Genomic DNA, 21,527 nt, shown 5'->3' on the forward strand with positions numbered 1-21,527 from the left:
AGACTTGTAAGTCTGGTTTTTTTTACTTTCAACATGCTTTAGCTTTCAATGTTTTTAACACATTATTTGATGATTAAAACGTTGAGCAGGGCATTGCTACTGCTTGAATAGACTTAGTTTCTATTCATATCTCTTCTGTTTTTTTAACTACTTCTCTTTATCCGCCAGTTGAGCGATACGCTCCAAACGATCTCGTATTTTCTGTGGTGCCATTTCAGCAACGACCATTAATGCCTGTGCTGCACTTTTGGAAATAGGCGGGCGTTTTATACTGATGTCTTTTTCATTAGCCAAATCGCTCTTCCTATAGAGGCTGGGATTGATTTTTACTTCCAACGAAATTAAACGAGCAAAGCCTACGGCGCGTAAGTGATTCAAAATGGTTAGGCGGTCATAATCAAGCTTCATTTTGATCGAAGCGCTTGCGACTTCAATGAGCAAATGGCTTCCTCGAACATTAGCTGCACGGCAATGTTTAACCACATTGGCAGGTAGAAATTTTTGAAGTTCGCTATTAATAGTCAAAATTTCTTTAGCGTGTTGCTGGATCTGGTTGAGCTTTGATTCAGACAGTAGCTCTTGAGTTAAGGTTGGGCGGTGATCTCTCATAGCAGTTCCAAGCGTTGTATTGATTTCATTTTAGTGCATCTAGAAGCTAGGTAATAGCGCTAAATGGGCACAATAGATAACCAATTTTCAAAAAAAATTAAGTGCGCTTCAAACAAATGACGCACCTATTGGTTGTTAGTGATAAAATTCCTTACACTATCGGCACAAATTATAACTATCGCCTTGAAATGTTAACGCCTCATCACAATATCAGTGATACATGATTTATCTCAGTATTCTTAGTTTAAAACTGGTTAAGACTGAAGGCATTTAGAGTAGATCGCATTCGATCTAAATTTAGAGAGATTCATAGCAAATGATAACTAATCTAATGACGAAGGTTTTTGGCAGTCGCAATGACCGAACCTTGCGTCGTCTAAAAAAGATCGTAAAAGAAATAAATAATTATGAGCCGACTTTTGAAGCTCTTACCGATGAAGAATTGAAAGCAAAGACGGTTGAATTTCGTCAACGCCTAGAAAAAGGTGAGTCACTAGACAACTTACTTCCTGAAGCATTTGCAACGGTTCGTGAAGCATCGAAGCGTGTTTATGGCATGCGTCACTTCGACGTACAGCTTCTTGGTGGCATGGTCCTAAATGAAGGAAAAATCGCCGAGATGCGTACAGGTGAAGGTAAAACACTCACCGCGACTCTACCTGCTTATCTCAACGCCTTACCTGGTAAGGGCGTTCATGTCGTAACAGTGAATGATTATCTGGCTCGACGTGATGCAGAAACGAACCGTCCACTGTTTGAATTCCTAGGCATGACGGTTGGTATTAATGTTCCGAATATGCCTCCTCAAGAGAAAAAAGAGTCTTATTTGGCGGACATTTTGTACGGAACCAATAATGAGTTCGGCTTTGACTATTTGCGCGATAATATGGCCTTCCGTGATGAAGACCGAGTGCAACGAGCAAGATTCTTTGCAGTTGTCGATGAAGTTGATTCGATTTTAATTGATGAAGCGCGTACGCCTCTTATCATTTCTGGCCCTGCGGAAGATAGCTCTGAGCTTTACGCCAAGATTAATACTTTGATTCCTGAACTTCAGCGCCAAGAAAAAGAAGATTCGGAAGAGTACCGTGGTGATGGGCATTACACCCTAGATGAAAAGTCAAAGCAGGTATATCTGACTGAAACTGGGCAAGAGTTCGTTGAGGAGCTAATGCTGAAAAATGGGCTGATGGAAGAAGGGGATACACTCTATTCACCGACGAACATCAGTTTATTGCATCATGTGAATGCCGCACTTCGTGCTCACGTGTTGTTTGAAAAAAATGTCGATTACATCGTGAATGAAGACGGCGAGGTCGTTATTGTTGATGAGCATACTGGCCGGACTATGCCAGGACGTCGTTGGTCTGAAGGTTTACACCAAGCTGTTGAAGCAAAAGAAGGTGTGAAAATTCAAAATGAAAACCAAACATTAGCCTCAATTACATTCCAGAATTTTTTCCGTTTGTATGAAAAGCTGTCTGGAATGACAGGAACGGCAGACACTGAAGCATTTGAATTTCAGTCTATCTATGGTTTAGAGACAGTGGTTGTTCCAACCAATAAACCAATGATTCGTAATGATATGCCTGATGTTGTTTACCGTACTGAAGAAGATAAATTCAATGCAATCATTGAAGATATTAAAGAAAGAGTGGCTAACGGCCAGCCTTCACTGGTTGGTACTGTCTCGATTGAAAAATCAGAATTACTTTCTAATGCGCTTAAAAAAGCCAAAATTAAACATAATGTCCTGAACGCGAAGTTTCATGAAAAAGAAGCTGAAATTGTCGCAAGTGCTGGTATGCCAAGTGCGGTAACTATTGCAACCAACATGGCAGGTCGTGGTACGGACATTGTGCTTGGTGGAAGTTGGCAGGCTAAAGTTGAGCAACTGTCTAACCCGACTGACGCACAAATCCAAGAAATCAAGAGTGCATGGAAAGTGGTGCATGATGAAGTTCTAGCTTCGGGTGGCCTACATATTATAGGTACTGAACGTCATGAGTCTCGTCGTATCGATAATCAACTTCGTGGACGTTCTGGTCGTCAAGGTGATGCGGGTTCATCTCGTTTTTATCTATCGATGGAAGATTCGTTACTACGCATCTTTACCTCCGATCGTATGGCTGGCCTAATTCAAAGTGGTATGGACGAAGGTGAAGCGATTGAAAGTCGCATGCTTTCTCGTTCTATAGAAAAAGCACAGCGTAAGGTAGAAGGTCGCAACTTTGATATTCGTAAACAATTGCTTGAGTACGATGATGTTGCCAATGATCAGCGAAAAGTGGTTTACGAACTTCGTGATGAGTTAATGAGCGCAGATGATATCAGCGAAATGCTCGAACAAAACCGCAACGACGTCTTAACCGCTATTATTGATGAGTATATCCCACCTCAGTCTTTAGAAGATATGTGGGATGTATCTGGCCTTGAAGAACGCTTAAAAAATGATTTTGATCTAGACGCTTCGATTCAAGCATGGCTTGATGAAGACGACAAACTGTACGAAGAAGCCTTGCGTGACAAACTGCTGGCTTACGCTATTGAAGTGTACAAGTCGAAAGAAGAAGTGGTCGGTGCAAGCGTACTGCGCAACTTCGAAAAATCAGTCATGCTACAAACTCTCGACACGCTTTGGAAAGAACACCTAGCGGCAATGGATCACCTTAGACAAGGTATTCACCTTCGCGGTTACGCTCAAAAGAACCCGAAACAAGAGTATAAGCGCGAATCGTTCGAGCTATTTGAAGGTATGCTCGAGTCACTAAAATTTGACGTGATTACTATTTTGTCAAAAGTTCGAGTTCAGCAGCAAGAAGAAGTTGAAAGAATGGAAGCTCAACGTCGTGCACAGGCGGAAGAAGCGGTACGCAGAGCCCAAGCTCAACACGCCAGTGCAGAAAATCAGCTAGCGGATGAAAGCTCAGAACACGAAGAAGGTCACCAACCTGTTGTTCGTGACGAGAGAAAGGTAGGGCGTAACGAACCTTGCCCGTGTGGTAGCGGTAAGAAATATAAGCAGTGCCACGGCAAAATAGCTTAAATCAATACCTAATTAAATCGAGTCGCATTAGCGGCTCTTTTTTTAACTAAATACTGTGCTTTTACCTAAATACCAAGAAATACGCAGAACATAACGAGTTTTAAATGAAAAGAATTCATATTGTTGCGGCTATCATCTTTAACAGTGATAAGTCAAAAATATACATTACCCAACGACCTGAACATCTGCATAAAGGCGGGTTTTGGGAGTTTCCTGGAGGGAAGGTTGAACAAGATGAGTCAATCGATCAGGCGATGATACGAGAGTTACATGAAGAGATAGGTATTTCAGTAACTGAGCTGGCACCGTTTCATTATGTTGAATACGATTACCCTGAAAAATCGCTCAAGTTCGACTTTATTACGATCACTGACTTTAATGGTGAGCCTTATGGAAAAGAAGGCCAGTTAGGAAAGTGGGTGGGGATCTCAGAACTGAACGCCTATCGCTTTCCAGAAGCAAACTTACCCACACTAGAAAAGGTCATAAAAGAGTTTGCCTAAGTGCTAGTCAAATTTGGTGTTTGTTGATAGTTTAGTGTGAGTTCGATCAAATACAATGGATCATAGGTTAGATGCCTGATAACAGAGGGAGAAATATTTAATGGTAAGAGTAGCAATCGCCGGTGCCGCTGGCCGCATGGGAAGAAACCTAGTCAAAGCAACGTATAATAATCAAGATGCAAAGGTTGCCTCTGGATCTGAACGTCCAGAATCTTCGCTTGTCGGTATCGATATTGGTGAACTCTGCGGTAAAGGGAAATTTGATATTTCCATTGTAGACAGTCTTGAAAAATCGGTTGATGAGTATGATGTGATTGTCGATTTTACCGCTCCAGTAAATACTCTAGCTAACATTGAGCTATGTAAAAAATACGGTAAAAAAATCATCATCGGCACGACGGGTTTCTCTGAAGAAGAAAAGAAACAGATTGATGAGGCAGCAAAAGAGATTGCTATTGTCATGGCGCCTAACTATAGCGTTGGGGTTAACCTTGTTTTTAAATTGTTAGAAAAAGCCGCTAAAGTTATGGGTGACTATTGCGATGTAGAAATTGTTGAAGCGCATCATCGCCATAAGGTGGATGCTCCTTCTGGTACTGCTATCGGAATGGGTGAAGCCATTGCTGGAGCGATGGGCAATGAACTCAGTGACGTCGCCGTTTATGCTCGCGAAGGTATTACGGGCGAGAGAACGAAAGATGAAATCGGCTTTGCGACCATTCGAGCGGGTGACATTATTGGTGAGCATACCGCTATGTTTGCAGATATCGGTGAGCGTGTAGAGATTACCCATAAAGCGACTGATCGCATGACGTTTGCAAATGGTGCAATTAAAGCCGCAGTTTGGTTAAACAGTAAACCAGCGGGTTTTTATACCATGGTGGATGTGCTGGGTTTAAACGAACTGTAAAGTAAATAGTTATGCGTTGAAGAGTTTCAACGCATAACCCGTCCAACCAATAAATCATTCGACATATCACTTAAATCCTTCTTATTTTATCTGTTTTGCCTATTGATTTTGGGTGCTTTGCTTGGTTTTTCTTCTGAGTGGCCTAAAAAGTCAGGTTATCTCTTGTTGTTCAACGTTTGCTTTTTCAAAACTACGCCCACCTGAGTGCTCTGCTACTTTTGTGATGAGTATTTCTATATTTTGGGTGGTTTATTGAGGTGACTTGCTTCTAAACTTGTTTTTTTAACCGCTTTGACATAAAAAGTGGTACTACCCCTGTAAAGTAGTAATTTGTTTATAGTAAAACTTGACACGTATCACAACCATAATTAGAATACCGCCAATTTGTCTAATTTCCATAAAAACGCTGATTTTCAGCTAAAAGGAAGGTAGAATTGCAAATTAATTCGTTTTTAATGCATTTTTATTCTGGAGGTTGCCTTGATTAAGTCAGCACTGCTAGTCCTAGAAGATGGGACAGTATTCCACGGTGAATCAATCGGCGCAGATGGTTCCGCTGTTGGTGAAGTCGTTTTTAACACCTCGATGACGGGGTACCAAGAAATCCTCACTGATCCTTCCTATTCTCAACAAATTGTCACTCTAACTTATCCTCATATTGGTAATACCGGAACCAATTCCGAAGACGAAGAATCCTCAGCGATTCATGCTCAAGGCCTCGTCATTCGCGACCTCCCTCTTTTAGCTTCTAATTTCCGCAACGAACGTTCTCTCTCTGATTACCTTAAATCACAAAATATTGTTGGCATTGCTGAGATTGATACTCGCAAACTAACGCGTATTTTGCGTGAAAAAGGCGCTCAGAACGGATGTATTGTTGCTGGTAGCAATATTGATGAAGCGTTAGCACTGGCTAAAGCAAAAGAGTTTCCTGGTCTTAAGGGTATGGATCTTGCGAAAGAGGTTACAACAAAAGAAGCGTATCAATGGAAACAAGGTTCGTGGACGCTTACGGGTGGTCTTCCTGAAGCGAAAGACGACAGCGAGTTGCCATACCACGTTGTTGCCTACGACTTTGGAGCAAAACGAAACATCCTGCGCATGCTTGTCGACCGAGGTTGCCGCTTAACGGTTGTCCCTGCTCAAACCTCTGCTGAAGAAGTACTGGCGTTGAACCCTGATGGCGTATTCCTCTCAAATGGCCCAGGTGACCCTGCGCCATGTGATTACGCAATTGAAGCGACAAAAGTATTCCTAGAAAAAGAATTGCCAATTTTTGGTATCTGTTTAGGTCACCAAATCCTTGCACTAGCGTCAGGCGCACAGACTGTCAAAATGAAGTTTGGTCACCACGGTGCGAACCACCCAGTTAAAGATTTAGATCGTGATGTTGTGATGATTACTTCACAAAATCACGGCTTTGCTGCTGATGAAGAGACTCTACCAAGCACACTGCGTGCAACACATAAGTCTCTATTTGATGGTTCACTACAAGGTATCCATCGTACAGATAAGCCAGCATTTAGCTTCCAGGGTCACCCTGAAGCAAGCCCAGGTCCAGAAGACGCAGCGCCGTTATTCGACCACTTTATCGAACTAATTAAACAGCACAAAGCTTAATTCGGAGTAGTAGACAATGCCAAAACGTACTGACATTAAAAGTATTCTAATTCTAGGTGCTGGTCCGATTGTTATCGGTCAAGCCTGTGAGTTTGATTACTCTGGTGCTCAAGCTTGTAAAGCACTTCGTGAAGAAGGCTACCGAGTTATCCTTGTAAACTCGAACCCAGCAACCATCATGACTGACCCAGATATGGCGGACGCAACATACATTGAACCCATTCAATGGGAAGTTGTTCGTAATATCATCGCAAAAGAAAAGCCTGATGCAGTTCTACCGACTATGGGTGGTCAAACTGCATTGAACTGTGCGCTTGACCTTGAAAAATACGGCGTTCTTAAAGAATTCGGCGTAGAAATGATTGGTGCGACGGCTGACGCTATCGACAAAGCAGAAGACCGTTCTCGCTTTGATAAAGCAATGAAAGCCATTGGCCTTGAATGCCCAGTGGCCGATACTGCGAAAACCATGGAAGAAGCGTACAAAGTTCAAGAAATGGTTGGCTTCCCTTGTATCATTCGTCCGTCATTTACCATGGGTGGTACTGGTGGCGGTATCGCTTACAACAAAGAAGAATTTGAAGACATCTGTCGTCGTGGTCTGGACTTATCTCCAACCAACGAGCTTCTAATCGATGAGTCTCTTATCGGTTGGAAAGAGTACGAGATGGAAGTGGTTCGCGATAAAAACGACAACTGTATCATCGTATGTGCGATTGAAAACTTCGACCCAATGGGTATTCACACGGGTGACTCAATCACCGTGGCTCCAGCTCAAACGCTGACAGACAAAGAATACCAACTCATGCGTAACGCTTCTTTAGCGGTACTGCGTGAGATTGGTGTTGAAACAGGTGGTTCAAACGTACAGTTTGGTATCAACCCGAAAGATGGCCGTATGGTTATCATCGAGATGAACCCACGTGTATCTCGCTCTTCAGCACTCGCGTCTAAAGCAACGGGTTTCCCTATTGCTAAGATTGCAGCGAAACTCGCTGTTGGCTTCACACTAGACGAGTTAATGAATGACATCACTGGCGGCGCAACGCCAGCATCATTCGAGCCAACAATCGACTACGTAGTAACTAAGATTCCTCGTTTTAACTTCGAGAAATTTGCGGGTGCTAACGACCGTCTAACGACACAAATGAAGTCGGTTGGTGAAGTGATGGCTATCGGCCGTAACCAACAAGAATCTCTGCAGAAAGCACTTCGCGGCCTAGAAGTTGGTGCGACAGGTTTCGACGAAATGGTTGACCTAGATGCACCTGATGCGCTAACAACGATTCGTCATGAGCTGAAAGAAGCGGGTTCAGATCGTATTTGGTACATCGCTGACGCATTCCGTGCTGGTATGTCGGTAGATGGTGTATTTAACCTAACGCAAATCGACCGTTGGTTCCTGGTTCAAATTGAAGAGATTGTTCTACTCGAACAGCAAGTTAAAGCGAACGGTTTTGCTGGTTTAAACAAAGATGTACTGAACAAGCTAAAGCGTAAAGGCTTTGCAGATGCGCGCCTATCTAAGATTCTAGGTGTAGCGGAAAGCGAAATCCGTCGTTTGCGTGACCAATATGATATCCACCCAGTGTACAAGCGTGTAGATACGTGTGCGGCTGAGTTCTCTTCTGATACAGCTTACATGTACTCATCTTACGATGAAGAATGTGAAGCAAACCCAACAGACAAAGAAAAAATCATGATCTTAGGCGGCGGTCCAAACCGTATCGGCCAAGGTATTGAATTCGATTACTGTTGTGTACATGCCTCTTTAGCACTACGTGAAGATGGTTACGAAACGATCATGGTTAACTGTAACCCTGAAACAGTTTCTACGGACTACGATACTTCTGACCGTTTGTACTTTGAACCCGTCACTCTGGAAGATGTACTTGCCATCGTACGTGTTGAAAAGCCTAAAGGCGTTATTGTTCAGTATGGTGGTCAAACGCCACTTAAACTGGCTCGTGAACTTGAAGCAGCAGGCGTTCCAATTATCGGTACTAGCCCAGACGCTATCGACCGAGCAGAAGATCGTGAGCGTTTCCAAGTTGCGGTAGACCGTCTAGGCCTACTTCAACCACAAAACGCAACCGTAACGACAATGGAGCAAGCGGTCGAGAAATCTCGCGAAATCGGATTCCCTCTCGTTGTGCGTCCTTCTTATGTACTTGGTGGCCGTGCGATGGAGATCGTATACGACGAGCAAGACCTGCGTCGTTACTTTAACGAAGCAGTAAGCGTTTCAAACGAATCTCCAGTATTGCTTGATAGCTTCCTAGATGACGCTGTCGAAGTGGACGTAGATGCGATTTGTGACGGTGAGCGCGTTGTCATCGGCGGTATCATGGAGCACATCGAACAAGCGGGTGTTCACTCTGGAGACTCAGCATGTTCTCTGCCTGCATACACGCTTAGCGAAGAAATCCAAGACGTCATGCGCGAGCAAGTTGAAAAGCTGGCATTTGAGCTCGGTGTTCGTGGTCTAATGAATACTCAGTTCGCTGTGAAGAACAATGAAGTGTACTTAATCGAAGTTAACCCTCGTGCAGCACGTACCGTTCCATTCGTATCTAAAGCAACAGGCGCACCAATTGCTAAGATTGCAGCGCGTGTTATGGCGGGTCAATCTCTAGAGTCTCAAGGCTTTACAAAAGAGATCATCCCACCTTACTACTCAGTGAAAGAAGTGGTATTGCCATTCAACAAATTCCCTGGCGTTGACCCACTATTAGGTCCAGAAATGCGCTCTACTGGTGAAGTTATGGGTGTGGGTGCGACATTCGCAGAAGCATACTCTAAAGCTGAATTGGGTTGTGGCAACATTTACCCTGAAGGTGGACGTGCACTTCTTTCTGTTCGTGAAGGCGATAAAGAGCGTGTTGTCGACCTGGCGTCTAAGCTGACTAAGTTGGGTTACCAGTTAGATGCGACTCACGGTACGGCGGTTATTCTTGGTGAAGCGGGTATTAACCCACGCCTAGTGAATAAAGTACACGAAGGTCGTCCTCATATTCTTGACCGTATCAAGAACAATGAATACACCTACATTGTGAACACAGCAGCTGGTCGTCAAGCGATTGAAGATTCGAAAGTCCTTCGTCGTGGTGCATTGGCTGAGAAAGTGAACTACACAACAACGTTAAATGCGGCATTTGCAACCTGTATGGCTCATACAGCAGATGCAAAAACTTCGGTTACTTCAGTGCAAGAGCTACACGCACAAGTAAAAGCAAACGAAGCGTAATCTCACTTAGGTTATATCATTCAAGCCCGCTCTATTGAGCGGGCTTTTTTATTAGCACTCTTGTTATTTAGTGCATTCAATTAAGACGACAGTCATTTTGTATTAATACCGTCTTTTTATACGGTGAAAGATATTTATCTAGATGTGTTTTACTTACCCAATGCGAAAGTAGGCAAAGATAAGTGCCAACGAATTGCGCCTAAACGAATGGCTAGGGTAGAGGTTAAGCCTGCGAGAAAGGCCGTTGTAGAGTCATAGCCCATAGACAGCCCAACGGTATGAAAAATCCCACCCACAATACACGCAGTAGCATAGACTTCGCTACGCAAGACCATTGGAACTTCACGTGCGAGCATATCTCGAATGATGCCTCCGCCACAGCCGGTAATGACCCCCATTATGACGGCAACCATAGCCGAGTCTTGATATATCAACGATTTTTCCACACCAATGCCGACAAAAACGCCCAGACCAATCGCATCACATACTGGGAGTATCCACCAGGCGACTCGCTTTGGCCGACGGACAATAAGCATAGTGATAAGGCAGGTAATAAAAATGACCCACAGATAAGTGGTGTCAGTAATCCAAAAAACAGGCGTGGCACCGAGCGCCATGTCACGAATTGTCCCTCCGCCAATCGCGGTGACACTTCCCAATACGACGACACCAAACGGGTCCATTTTTAGTCGGCCAGCGAGAAGAACACCGGATATAGCAAAAATGGCCGTGCCAAAAAGATCAAATAGATAGAGCAGCATGGAATCCATGAGACAGATTACTCATTTATTAGTAGGAACATTTAGGCGGAAATTGTACGAAATTCTCTACTAAAGCGTTAGCGTTTTTCGCGGATGGATTGTAAGTGTTCACACACTTGCTTTACTGCGCCGAGGGTTCTTGGGGTTGGTCGATTTATAAAGTCTGAGTTGAGTGTCCACATAGCGTTATTTTCTATCGCAGAGAGCTGTTTTTTCCAAGGGTGCCACATGCTTCCATCGCTAAGGGCATGTTCAGATAAAAACAGCGCTTCTGGCTGTGCAACCACGACTTGTTCAATACCCACCTGTGGGTATGGAGTGGCACTGCGTTCAAAGACATTCACGCCACCACAAAAAGAGAAAACTTCACTTGGCCAATGCCCTTGAGCGACGGTAATAATTGGCTTTTCATTGAGTTGATAAAAATAACTCACAGGGTCTTCTACATCGTAACGTTTTGAAAGATCTGCAAGTTGATCTCTAAATGCTTGCGCTTGGGCTCGACCCAGTTTCGGGTTATCGCTAAACTCACTGAGATCGTCGATATTGTCTGCAATGTCACTGAGCGTCTTGGTGTGTGAATCATAGATAGTGAAACCAAATTGACGAAGCATCTCGAGTTCTTTCTTGGGGTTGCCTGACGGCCAAGCAATAATGAGATCCGGTTGAAGGGCAATAATACGCTCGAGTTTCATGCCTTGATAGTTGGCGACTTTTTCAAGGGATTGGGCTTCTTCTGGGTAGTCGCTCATGGCACTCACCGCAATGAGCTTATCGCCAAGCCCTGCTGCAAAGGCAATTTCTGTCGCATGAGGCGCTAGCGCTATGACTCTTTCTACGGGAGCGGAGACAACAGAAGTCGTTATAAGCAGTGGTAGTATCGAGATAAAACGAAACATTTAAACGCCTTGATATAAAAGGAAAAGAATCACGCTTTGAATGAGCGTCCATGCGAAAACACGCCACGCAACGAGCGTTTGTATTTGTGATAAATGAATCGCAGAGGGAGCAATACGGCCACCTATTTTGGCTCGTACACTTTTGCGGTTTTCATAAATAGCGGGGCCACCTAAAGAAAGCTCCAGTTTGTTACCGACGGCAGCAAGCAACCAAGCCGGACCTGGTAACGGCCAAGATGTGCTTTGAGCCAGCATCGCTTTAAAGGTGTAAACGGCTTTATTTCCACACACAACAAACAGCGCAAACAGTCGTAAAGGGATAAAGTCCAAGAGGGCGACGGTTCGGGTTACCGCTAGGCCAAAAGGGGAAAATTGGGAACGAGAAGGAGACCACGCTCTCGCCAGTTCCGCTGATAGTCGATAGATTAAAGCGCCGCTTCCACCGCCGATTGCGTACCAAAAAAGCACACACACCACATTTCGCCCATAACCCATGATGATGGTTTCAGCGCCAGCTTTGCCAAGCCCTAAAGCTGACAAGCGGCTTGTATCTCGATTGAGTACTGGGGAAAGCAAGGATCTAGCGGTCGATTTATCGTCATGAGCGAGTGCCTTGGTCAGTCCATTTGCAAGGACTTCATTGCTGCGCCAATCTAGGGCAAGTAGCAGTAAAGCCAGTTCGAATAACTGAGGTTGCCACACTAATGGTTTTAGCGCCCATAGCACGAGAATCGTTGGGATGACCATTAGTAACCAAGCAAGCGTGCCGGAAATCAAGCTCTGTGAGTAGTGATTATTGACGTTCACTTTTTCAGCGAGTTGCTCTGCAAACTTATGCCATAGTGTCGTAGGGTGAGCGCTTCGAGGGATTGGGATAAGCAGATGAAACAACAAGGCTCCCCACATGACGAGGAGCACTCCATTTGAATAGAACTGACTAAAAATCTCTTCCATGATATCCGTCGTTAACTATTTAAGCAGTTGAACCATTTTTATCACCATCTCTGAAGAGCTTTGTGCAGCAAGAGGCAGGAACTCTTCAAAACTCATTGGAGACTCTTTATCGGCAACATCGGAAATAGCACGTACCACAACAAAAGGAACATTAAACTGATGACAAGTCTGAGCAATCGCAGAGGCTTCCATTTCGACCGCAATAACAGTCGGGAAATGTGTGCGAATAAACGTTTGACGTTCTGCGCTACAAACAAAGGCATCACCGGTACAAATTAGGCCTCGAACCGCGTGTTTGTCTTCCATTTGTGCCAGTGCTTTTTCTGCAATGTCCATTAGATTTGAGTCGGCAAGAAAGGCAGCAGGCTGTCCCGCCATTTGGCCAATTTCGTAGCCAAAAGCGGTCACATCAGCATCGTGATGACGAACTTCAGTGGAGATGACGACATCGCCTAAATTGAGAGTAGAGTCAAAACCACCCGCAGAGCCGGTATTGATGACAACGTCTGGCTGATATTCATCAAGTAAAATGGTGGTACCAATAGCGGCAGCGACTTTACCAATGCCCGACTGTAAGAGCACGACATCAACACCGTTAAGTTCACCTGAGAAGAAGTTGCAGCCCGCTTTGTTGACTTCTTTACAATTAGATATTGCCTGCTTAAGGATGGTAACTTCTTGTTCCATAGCGCCAATGATGCCGATTTTCATGTGTGATCCTAATGATTTATTTAAAGGTGTTAAGCCTAAGTTTAACATGAAAAAATTGAGCACAAATACTCTTTAATCGCTAGAGTAGGCAAGGGAAGGTATTCCGTTGTTATATTCAGTTGCCATAGTATCTAGATTCCCCTATAATCCGCGCTTCGCGTAGTGGCTGAATCAGAGATTGGCTGCTACAACTATAAACCTACTCTTATTAGGAGAGCATTATGTCTCTGAATGCAGAAACTAAAGCAGCAATCGTTGCAGAATACGCACAATCTGAAGGCGACACTGGTTCACCAGAAGTTCAAGTAGCACTACTTACTGCTTCTATCAACCACCTTCAAGGTCACTTTAAAGCTCACAAAGGCGATCACCACAGCCGTCGTGGTCTTCTACGCATGGTATCTAGCCGTCGTAAACTTCTTGATTACTTGAAAGGCAAAGACCTAGCTCGTTACCAAGATCTAATCAAACGTCAAGGTCTACGTCGCTAATTAGTAGCTGCATAGAAAGTTTGTTTAGAAAGGGGCTATATGCCCCTTTTTTGTTGCCTAAAATTCAGTGAAACCATGCTTTTTTTTAGGACAAAGTAACCGATCATAGCAAAACACCGCTCATATAGTTTATACTACGCCTCGCCTATCATGCTCTTGCACTAGGCACATAAATTTGTTCAAGAATTACAGTCACAGATGTCGGCCTATTGGTCGCGACTATTCAAAAGCGATTAGGTTAATAGTTTGGTTATCCTTAGTCTCTTTTCACTAGTCGCGATTGGTAATCTCTTGAACGGTCACTTACTTATTCTAAAGTTACTCTTTAGATCAAGGATATATAATGTTTGAAAAACCAGTTGTAAAGTCGTTTCAATACGGCAACCACACCGTTACTCTAGAAACTGGCGTTATTGCACGCCAAGCTACTGCTGCTGTAATGGCCACGATGGACGATACGTCAGTATTCGTTTCTGTTGTTGCTAAAAAAGAAGCGGTTGCAGGTCAAGATTTCTTTCCACTAACAGTAAACTACCAAGAGCGTACTTACGCTGCAGGTAAAATCCCTGGTGGTTTCTTCAAGCGTGAAGGTCGTCCTTCAGAAGCTGAAACACTAACGGCTCGTCTAATCGACCGTCCGATTCGTCCACTTTTCCCAAGTGCGTTTAAAAACGAAGTACAGGTTATCGCGACGGTTGTTTCTATCAACCCTGACGTAAACCCAGACATGATCACTATGATCGCAACGTCTGCAGCTCTTGCTATCTCTGGTGCACCATTTAATGGTCCTATCGGTGCTGCACGTGTTGGTCACATTGACGGTCAACTTGTTCTTAACCCTTCAAACACAGAGCTTGAAAGTTCTAAACTAGACCTCGTTGTGTCTGGTACTGAAGGTGCGGTACTTATGGTTGAATCTGAAGCCGATAACCTATCTGAAGAAGAAATGCTTGCTGCTGTTGTTTACGGTCACGACCAACAACAAGTTGTCATTAAAGCGATCAATGAATTTGCTGCTGAAGTTGCGACTCCAGCGTGGGATTGGACTGCTCCAGAAGTAAACGCAGAGCTTAAAGCTCAAGTTGCTGAACTTGCTGAAGCACGTCTATCTGAAGCGTACCAAATTACTGAAAAAATGGCGCGTTACGAGAAAGTCGGCGTCATTAAGAATGAAGCAGTTGCAGCACTTCTAGCGCAAGACGAAAACCTAGATGAGCGCGAAATCCGCGGTATGCTTGGTTCTCTAGAGAAAAACGTAGTACGTAGCCGCATTATTGCTGGTCACCCACGTATCGACGGCCGTGAAAAAGACATGGTTCGTGCACTAGATGTGCGTACTGGTGTTCTTCCACGTACACACGGTTCTTCACTATTTACTCGTGGTGAAACTCAAGCACTTGTTACTGCAACGCTTGGTACACAACGTGATGCTCAAATCATCGATAGCCTAATGGGCGAGAAGAAAGATCACTTCCTTCTACATTACAACTTCCCTCCATACTGTGTAGGTGAAACGGGTTTTGTTGGTTCTCCAAAGCGTCGTGAAATCGGCCACGGTAAACTGGCTAAGCGCGGTATCCAAGCGGTTATGCCTTCAATTGAAGAATTCCCATACACAGTGCGTGTTGTATCGGAAATCACAGAATCGAACGGTTCTTCTTCAATGGCTTCTGTATGTGGCACATCTCTAGCACTTATGGATGCGGGTGTTCCAATCAAAGCTTCTGTTGCGGGTATCGCAATGGGTCTGGTTAAAGAAGGCGACGATTTCGTTGTTCTTTCTGACATCCTTGGCGATGAAGATCACCTAGGTGACATGGACTTTAAAGTAGCGGGTACTAACGCAGGTATTACAGCGCTTCAAATGGACATCAAGATCGAAGGTATCACTAAAGAGATCATGCAAATTGCTCTTAACCAAGCGCAAGGTGCACGTAAGCACATCCTTTCTGTAATGGATGAAGCTATCTCTGGTGCTCGTGACGATATTTCTGAGTTCGCTCCACGTATCCACACAATGAAAATCAACACTGATAAGATCCGTGATGTTATCGGTAAAGGTGGCGCTGTTATTCGTTCTCTATGTGAAGAGACGGGTACAACGATTGAAATCGAAGATGACGGTACAGTTAAGATTGCTGCAACATCTGGTGAGCAAGCTGAAGATGCGATCAACCGCATTAAAGCACTAACTGCTGAAGTTGAAGTGGGCACAATCTACACGGGTAAAGTGGCTCGTCTTGCAGATTTTGGTGCGTTCGTTAACATTCTTCCAGGTAAAGATGGTCTGGTACACATTTCTCAAATCGCTGATAAGCGTATCGAGAAAGTGTCGGATTACCTAACTGAAGGTCAAGAAGTTAAAGTTAAAGTTCTTGAAATTGACCGTCAAGGCCGTGTTCGTCTAAGCATGAAAGAAGCGACAGATAAGCCTGCAGAAGAAGCTCCAGCGGCAGACGCAGAGTAATTCGTTACACTTAAATAGGTAATTTGACCTATTGAGTATAAAGCATGTTATAAAGGGAGCCTTATCGCTCCCTTTTTTTCATCTTATTTTCCAGCAAATGTATGTTGGGCGACAGGAGTATCTATTTGTGAAATGGTTTCGTAGCGCCACATTAAGTGCATTTTTGTTGGTCACAGCGGGGTGTGCTTCCACATCAACACCCGATCAAGATCAGTGGGTCTACCCACCAATGGCCGTGCCATTACAGGCCAGTGTTCAGCAAGAAGTTCAAATTGCTCGTTTAACTCAATTACTTCAACGAGCTGACTTGCAAGATGAAGTTAGAGCAAAAATGCATTATGAACGCGGTAATTACTATGACAGTGTTGGTCTGCGTGATTTAGCCCGATTGGATTTCAATCAATCACTATCATTAAACCCAGCTCAACCTGATATTTTTAATTTGTTGGGTGTCTATTTTACTCAAGTTGGTGAGTTTGATGCTGCCTATGAAGCTTTTGACTCAACGTTAGAGCTTGATCCAGATAACGCTTACGCAGAACGTAATCGTGCGATTGCTCTTTATTACGGTGGACGCATCGATCTTGCTTACGAAGAGATGTCGACACATTTTGAACGTGATCCTAGCGATCCATTTGGGGCGCTTTGGCTCTATATCATTCAATCGGAGATGGATCTTGAAGCCGCAAAATCCGCATTGATGACTCGGTACGAAGCGCGTACAGAAGAATGGGGTTGGGTTCTCGTCGGTCTGACGTTAAATGACATCTCGGAAGAGAATGCATTTAAAGCCATTTTAGTTGGCACAAGAGATAATACGTTACTTGCCCAACGCTTAACGGAAGTTTACTTCTACATGGCGAAGCGTTACCAACAGGAAGGGGATTTTGCCAGTGCTATTTCTCTGTACAAACTGGCTTTAGCAGGCAATGTGTTTGAGTATGTGGAGCATCGGTATTCCTTTTTAGAGTTAAGCCGTATTTACAATCAAGTCAAAGCTGATCAACTTGCTCAAGCAAAGAAACAAGCATTGACTGAGCCGCAAGAGCAGTAAAGACACCTCTGAGACTGACAAGACCGCCTGTTATTGACGATCATTTTAATGGTCGTCAATAACAGGCGGTTTTTTATTGCCTTATGTATATTGCCAGAGACCTATTGCTTTACACCCAAGATGCATTAAAATAGTTAGCCTGGCTAATTAAATTAAATTGAATTGAGTTGTGCTGTTATGCTTTGGGATAATCTTGAAAAAATCGAACGGTTTGCATCAAAGGTGTGGCGCGTTCAATCTAAAAATGACTCTTTAGATCAGTTAAGCTTCAATGAATATGATTACCTCAAAGTGATTCAGGTCTCGCAGGATGCGATTCGTTTAACGGATCTTGCCAATGAAATGCAAGTGAGCAAACCATCGGCGACGAATATGGTTAAGCGTTTGGAAAGAAAAGGACTCGTAGAAAGGAAATCTTGCGCTGAAGACGCGCGATCTAAGCGAGTTGAGTTGACTGAAAAAGCAACCGTTGCTCTAAAAGAGGAAAGTCGGGTTTATGGTGTGATGGCGAGAGAGTTAGAAAAAAAACTCACAGATAATCAATTAGATCAGTTAAATCAATTGTTACAAATCGCACTCAAGTAGAGTTTTAATCATTTAGTTAGCCTTGATAACTAAATGATTAATGCAGTCAGTATATTTAAGGGAAGTCACAATGAGTAACAACATATACCGTCAATTTTGGCGTTATACGATTCCAACCGTGGCCGCGATGCTCGTTAATGGCTTGTATCAAGTGGTTGATGGTATTTTTATTGGTCGCTATGTTGGGGCTGATGGGTTAGCGGGTATCAATGTCGCTTGGCCTGTTATTGGTACTATTCTTGGGTTGGGAATGCTCGTTGGCGTTGGTACTGGCGCACTTGTTTCTATTCGCCAAGGTGAAAAAGATAACCAAGGCGCAAAACATATTCTAACAACTGGGTTAACGTTATTGTTGGTGCTTTCGCCTTTCGTCGCTGGAATATTGTTTCTTTTTGCTGATCATTTCTTGCTTTGGCAAGGCGCGGAAGGGCGGGTTTACGATCTTGGGTTACAGTATTTACATATATTGATAGGTGGCAGTGTCTTTACCCTTGGATCTATTGCGATGCCATTTCTGCTGCGCAATGATGATAGCCCTAATATGGCGACGATTTTGATGGTCGTGGGTGCTGTGATTAACATTGCTCTCGATTACCTATTCATCGCTTGGCTAGGCTGGGAGTTGAAGGGAGCCGCTGTAGCAACGGCTATCGCCCAATGTGTTGTTACCAGCTTAGGTTTGGCTTATTTCTTCTCACGCAAAGCAAAGTTACGCTTACGTTGGGGAGAGCTTAGACTTAACTTCTCGGTGGTTCCAAAGATTTTTGCGATTGGTACGTCAAGCTTCTTTATGTATGCCTATGGCTCAATGATGGTTGCAATGCATAACGCACTGTTTGCGCAATATGGGAATCAGTTGATGATTGGCGCTTATGCCATTCTGGGCTACATCGTTACGGTTTATTATCTTACAGCCGAAGGTATTGCCAATGGTATGCAGCCGCTAGTGAGCTATAACTACGGTGCTAAACATCAAGGCAACATTCGTCAACTTCTGAAGATCGCAATGGTGAGTTCAGTGTCGGTTGGAATGGTATTCGCCATTCTATTGAATGTTTTTCCTAGAGAGTTTGTTTCAGTATTTAGCTCTCAGGACTCTCAGCTTGTCGAGTACACGGTGTTAGGTATTCGATTGCATCTGTTTGCGTTAGCATTGGATGGCTTTTTAGTCGTCACTGGGGCTTATTACCAATCGGTGAACAAGGGAAGTAAAGCGATGTTTGTTATGTTGGGCAATTTGCTGATTCAACTACCTTTCTTGTATATCATGCCTAAGTTGTTTGGTGTCCCAGGAATTTGGATGGCTTATCCTCTTTCAAATATTGCGTTGAGTGTTGTGGTTATTGCGATTTTGATGAAAGACATTAAGAAGCTAGATTCAACACCGTTGAGCCCAGCAACCGCTTAGTGTTGATGTGAGGATTTCGATACGAAAAAGGTCTAGTGATCTAGACCTTTTGATTAGGGCGTGTTGATCTTTCGAGCTGATTTTTGCAGCAACTTGATGGGTATTTAGACAAGGCAGAGGCTTAGAGATGTAGTTATTTTACTTGAGAAGCCTCTAACGCAGTATCAATACCCAACAAGTGCTGCCCGAAGGGTTCGGCTAAACTCGTTTTATGCTTTGTTGAGAAGTCTTTGCTTAGAATAACTAGGCATCATACTTCTCGCCGCGCCTAAAACGATTTTATCTCGAACAAAATTTAACCGCGAAAGATCAACACGCCCTAATACCTTAATCTAAATTAGATGTTTTTTACTTCTAACCCAGCCAGTTGATGCCAGTAACCGTTACATTGACGGTCGCCAATTGTCATTGGTTGGTCACCATTTTCGTTGGCTTTGAAATTGTTCAGTTCAGAGAACGTGTCGATACCTAACGGGCTTAAACGCACCACATCGACCAAATCTTTCATATTGGGTAAATCATTGATTAAGTTGTAGCAATAACCGGATTGCGTTTGAATGCCGTTGAGGTTAAATACGGATTGACCTTCTTGGCTGTCAACTTGTAGACCTGTTGGGTACTTTATACAGCAGGTGTCACAGTCATCTTTGGCTTTATTCTCGGCACGCGCGGTGAAGCAACGAGCGGAATAAGCGAGCGGAAGGTAACCATGACTGAATACTTCGACTTCAAATTTATGACGGATATTGAGATCGTCACATTGGATCATCACGTTAGATAACCATTCTCGCGAAAGCTCAACCGGCATACACCAACGTGTCATACCTTGTTTCAGGAACACGTTTAAAGTGTGTGCATTGTAAGTGTTCACCGCAGGGCCGACCACAAACGGCACGTTACTCTCATTGGCAAGTTGAATCGCAGATACGTCATTCGCTTCAATGGCAAAGTCACCGTTATCGATGTACTTTTTCATGATGCTGACTTCACTCGGTGCCTCAAGCAACGCCATTGTGGACAAGACGACTTGTTTACCCGATGCCGACAGTTCTTTCGCGATATCCAGCCAGTGTTTTACTTTCATTTCGCGTCGTTTTGAACAGACGGCTTCACCCAGGTAAATAATATCAGCAGCGCTATCTTTTGCTTGTTGATAAAAGCTTTCAACATCTTGCTTTGGCCAAAAATAAAGCAGTGGGCCTAATGCGTATTTCATTGAGTTATCCATTACTTTTCCTTATTGCCATTTGCGATGGTAAGCACCAAGCGTGGTTTGTGTCCCTTCAGAGACGTTAGCCAGGGCGGCATTCCAGGACGCTTCCACCTGATAGGAATCTGGGTTTGCAAGGTAGTGATCTATGGCTGCTCGCCAAGTACGAGTCACCTGTTCTACGTAGGCAGGGCTACGCTGACGACCTTCAATTTTAACAGAAGTAACATTGGCAGCAAATAACTCAGGAAGCATAGACAGAGTATTTAGGCTAGTCGGCTCTTCTAATGCATGGTAGCGCTTACGTTCGCCTTCTATTTCTGCTTCAAAGCGACCTTTACAAAGCGTAGGGTATCCCGCGTTTTCCCCTGTCGCATACTTATCAATGAGGATCTCATTGAGGCGTGACTCAAGCCCGCCATCCGTTTCTTGCCAACGAACGTATTTGGCCGGAGAGCATGCACCGACCGTATTTGGCGACTCACCGGTCATGTATGAAGAAAGGTAACAGCGACCTTCAGCCATAATGCACAGGCTACCGAAGGCGAAGACTTCTAAATCGACATCTGAGGTGATATTACGCGACAGCTGTTTCACTTGATGGATGGAGAGCACACGAGGAAGTACCACGCGTTTTACATTGAAGTTTTTGTGGTAAAAGTCGATGGCTGCGACGTTGGTGGCTGAAGCTTGGACTGACAGGTGCAATTCCATATGTGGGTATTTATTTGCTGCGTACTCTAATACTGCGATATCCGCGATGATCAGAGCATCGACTCCGAGGTCCGCGGCTTGATCCACGGCTTTCGTCCAGCGCTCGAAACCATTGGGATGAGCGAATGTATTGAGCGCCACATGAATTTTCTTGCCCTTGTCGTGTACGTATTGAACGGCTTTATCAAGTTTTTTCCCGGTAAAGTTAAGACCAGCAAAATGACGCGCGTTGGTGTCATCCTTAAAGCCGATATAAACCGCATCTGCACCACAATCGATGGCCGTTTTGAGTGCTGGTAGATTTCCAGCTGGGCATAGGAGTTCCATTGCAATGTACC

The 21,527-nt window shown here is 44.1% G+C and carries 17 protein-coding genes; 10 read left to right on the forward strand and 7 right to left on the reverse strand.

What is annotated here, in order from left to right; all coding sequences use genetic code 11:
- Window positions 1–147: 147 nt before the first annotated feature.
- The gene (locus QF117_RS08370) at window positions 148–609 is read right to left on the reverse strand and encodes a DciA family protein (RefSeq protein ID WP_282388547.1); all 462 of its coding nucleotides are present in this window, start codon (window positions 607–609) and stop codon (window positions 148–150) included.
- Window positions 610–925: 316 nt separating this feature from the next.
- Between QF117_RS08370 and secA the strand changes: the two genes are divergently transcribed.
- From secA to carB, 5 genes are all read left to right on the forward strand, one after another.
- On the forward strand, window positions 926–3,655 hold the full coding sequence (gene secA, locus QF117_RS08375; RefSeq protein ID WP_282388548.1) for a preprotein translocase subunit SecA: 2,730 nt from the start codon (window positions 926–928) through the stop codon (window positions 3,653–3,655).
- Window positions 3,656–3,759: 104 nt separating this feature from the next.
- Complete coding sequence (mutT, locus tag QF117_RS08380) at window positions 3,760–4,158, forward strand: 8-oxo-dGTP diphosphatase MutT (RefSeq protein ID WP_282388549.1); 399 nt, start codon at window positions 3,760–3,762, stop codon at window positions 4,156–4,158.
- 100 nt (window positions 4,159–4,258) lie between these two features.
- Complete coding sequence (gene dapB, locus QF117_RS08385) at window positions 4,259–5,068, forward strand: 4-hydroxy-tetrahydrodipicolinate reductase (protein ID WP_282388551.1); 810 nt, start codon at window positions 4,259–4,261, stop codon at window positions 5,066–5,068.
- A gap of 480 nt (window positions 5,069–5,548) precedes the next feature.
- Window positions 5,549–6,688, forward strand: a complete 1,140-nt coding sequence (gene carA, locus QF117_RS08390) for a glutamine-hydrolyzing carbamoyl-phosphate synthase small subunit (RefSeq protein ID WP_282388552.1) — start codon at window positions 5,549–5,551, stop codon at window positions 6,686–6,688.
- Window positions 6,689–6,704: 16 nt separating this feature from the next.
- Window positions 6,705–9,935, forward strand: coding sequence for a carbamoyl-phosphate synthase large subunit (gene carB, locus QF117_RS08395; RefSeq protein ID WP_282388553.1), 3,231 nt, complete (start codon window positions 6,705–6,707; stop codon window positions 9,933–9,935).
- 149 nt (window positions 9,936–10,084) lie between these two features.
- Here carB and QF117_RS08400 read toward each other — a convergent pair whose 3' ends face one another.
- The 4 genes from QF117_RS08400 to mtnN form a co-directional block, all read right to left on the reverse strand.
- The gene (locus QF117_RS08400) at window positions 10,085–10,705 is read right to left on the reverse strand and encodes a TRIC cation channel family protein (protein ID WP_282388554.1); all 621 of its coding nucleotides are present in this window, start codon (window positions 10,703–10,705) and stop codon (window positions 10,085–10,087) included.
- A 68-nt stretch (window positions 10,706–10,773) separates the two neighbouring features.
- A complete protein-coding gene (btuF, locus tag QF117_RS08405; RefSeq protein WP_282388555.1) occupies window positions 10,774–11,595 on the reverse strand; it encodes a vitamin B12 ABC transporter substrate-binding protein BtuF in 822 nt (273 codons plus the stop codon).
- A complete protein-coding gene (locus tag QF117_RS08410) occupies window positions 11,596–12,549 on the reverse strand; it encodes a cobalamin biosynthesis family protein (RefSeq protein ID WP_282388556.1) in 954 nt (317 codons plus the stop codon).
- 15 nt (window positions 12,550–12,564) lie between these two features.
- Window positions 12,565–13,260, reverse strand: coding sequence for a 5'-methylthioadenosine/S-adenosylhomocysteine nucleosidase (mtnN, locus tag QF117_RS08415; RefSeq protein ID WP_282388557.1), 696 nt, complete (start codon window positions 13,258–13,260; stop codon window positions 12,565–12,567).
- Between the two features lie 221 nt (window positions 13,261–13,481).
- Between mtnN and rpsO the strand changes: the two genes are divergently transcribed.
- The 5 genes from rpsO (at window position 13,482) to QF117_RS08440 (ending at window position 19,265) form a co-directional block, all read left to right on the forward strand.
- The gene (gene rpsO, locus QF117_RS08420; protein WP_017035498.1) at window positions 13,482–13,751 is read left to right on the forward strand and encodes a 30S ribosomal protein S15; all 270 of its coding nucleotides are present in this window, start codon (window positions 13,482–13,484) and stop codon (window positions 13,749–13,751) included.
- Window positions 13,752–14,094: 343 nt separating this feature from the next.
- Window positions 14,095–16,218, forward strand: coding sequence for a polyribonucleotide nucleotidyltransferase (gene pnp, locus QF117_RS08425; RefSeq protein WP_282388558.1), 2,124 nt, complete (start codon window positions 14,095–14,097; stop codon window positions 16,216–16,218).
- A gap of 127 nt (window positions 16,219–16,345) precedes the next feature.
- Window positions 16,346–17,272, forward strand: coding sequence for a lipoprotein NlpI (gene nlpI / locus QF117_RS08430; RefSeq protein WP_282388559.1), 927 nt, complete (start codon window positions 16,346–16,348; stop codon window positions 17,270–17,272).
- Between the two features lie 177 nt (window positions 17,273–17,449).
- Complete coding sequence (locus QF117_RS08435; protein ID WP_282388560.1) at window positions 17,450–17,857, forward strand: MarR family transcriptional regulator; 408 nt, start codon at window positions 17,450–17,452, stop codon at window positions 17,855–17,857.
- A 70-nt stretch (window positions 17,858–17,927) separates the two neighbouring features.
- Window positions 17,928–19,265, forward strand: coding sequence for an MATE family efflux transporter (locus tag QF117_RS08440; RefSeq protein WP_282388561.1), 1,338 nt, complete (start codon window positions 17,928–17,930; stop codon window positions 19,263–19,265).
- Between the two features lie 337 nt (window positions 19,266–19,602).
- Here the strand turns inward: QF117_RS08440 and QF117_RS08445 are convergent, their stop codons facing one another.
- Both QF117_RS08445 and QF117_RS08450 read right to left on the reverse strand, forming a co-directional pair.
- The gene (locus QF117_RS08445; RefSeq protein WP_282389445.1) at window positions 19,603–20,481 is read right to left on the reverse strand and encodes a U32 family peptidase; all 879 of its coding nucleotides are present in this window, start codon (window positions 20,479–20,481) and stop codon (window positions 19,603–19,605) included.
- 21 nt (window positions 20,482–20,502) lie between these two features.
- A complete protein-coding gene (locus QF117_RS08450) occupies window positions 20,503–21,516 on the reverse strand; it encodes a peptidase U32 family protein (RefSeq protein ID WP_282388562.1) in 1,014 nt (337 codons plus the stop codon).
- Between the last annotated feature and the right edge of the window lie 11 nt (window positions 21,517–21,527).

The sequence above is a fragment of the Vibrio sp. YMD68 genome (assembly GCF_029958905.1).
Lineage (GTDB): Bacteria > Pseudomonadota > Gammaproteobacteria > Enterobacterales > Vibrionaceae > Vibrio.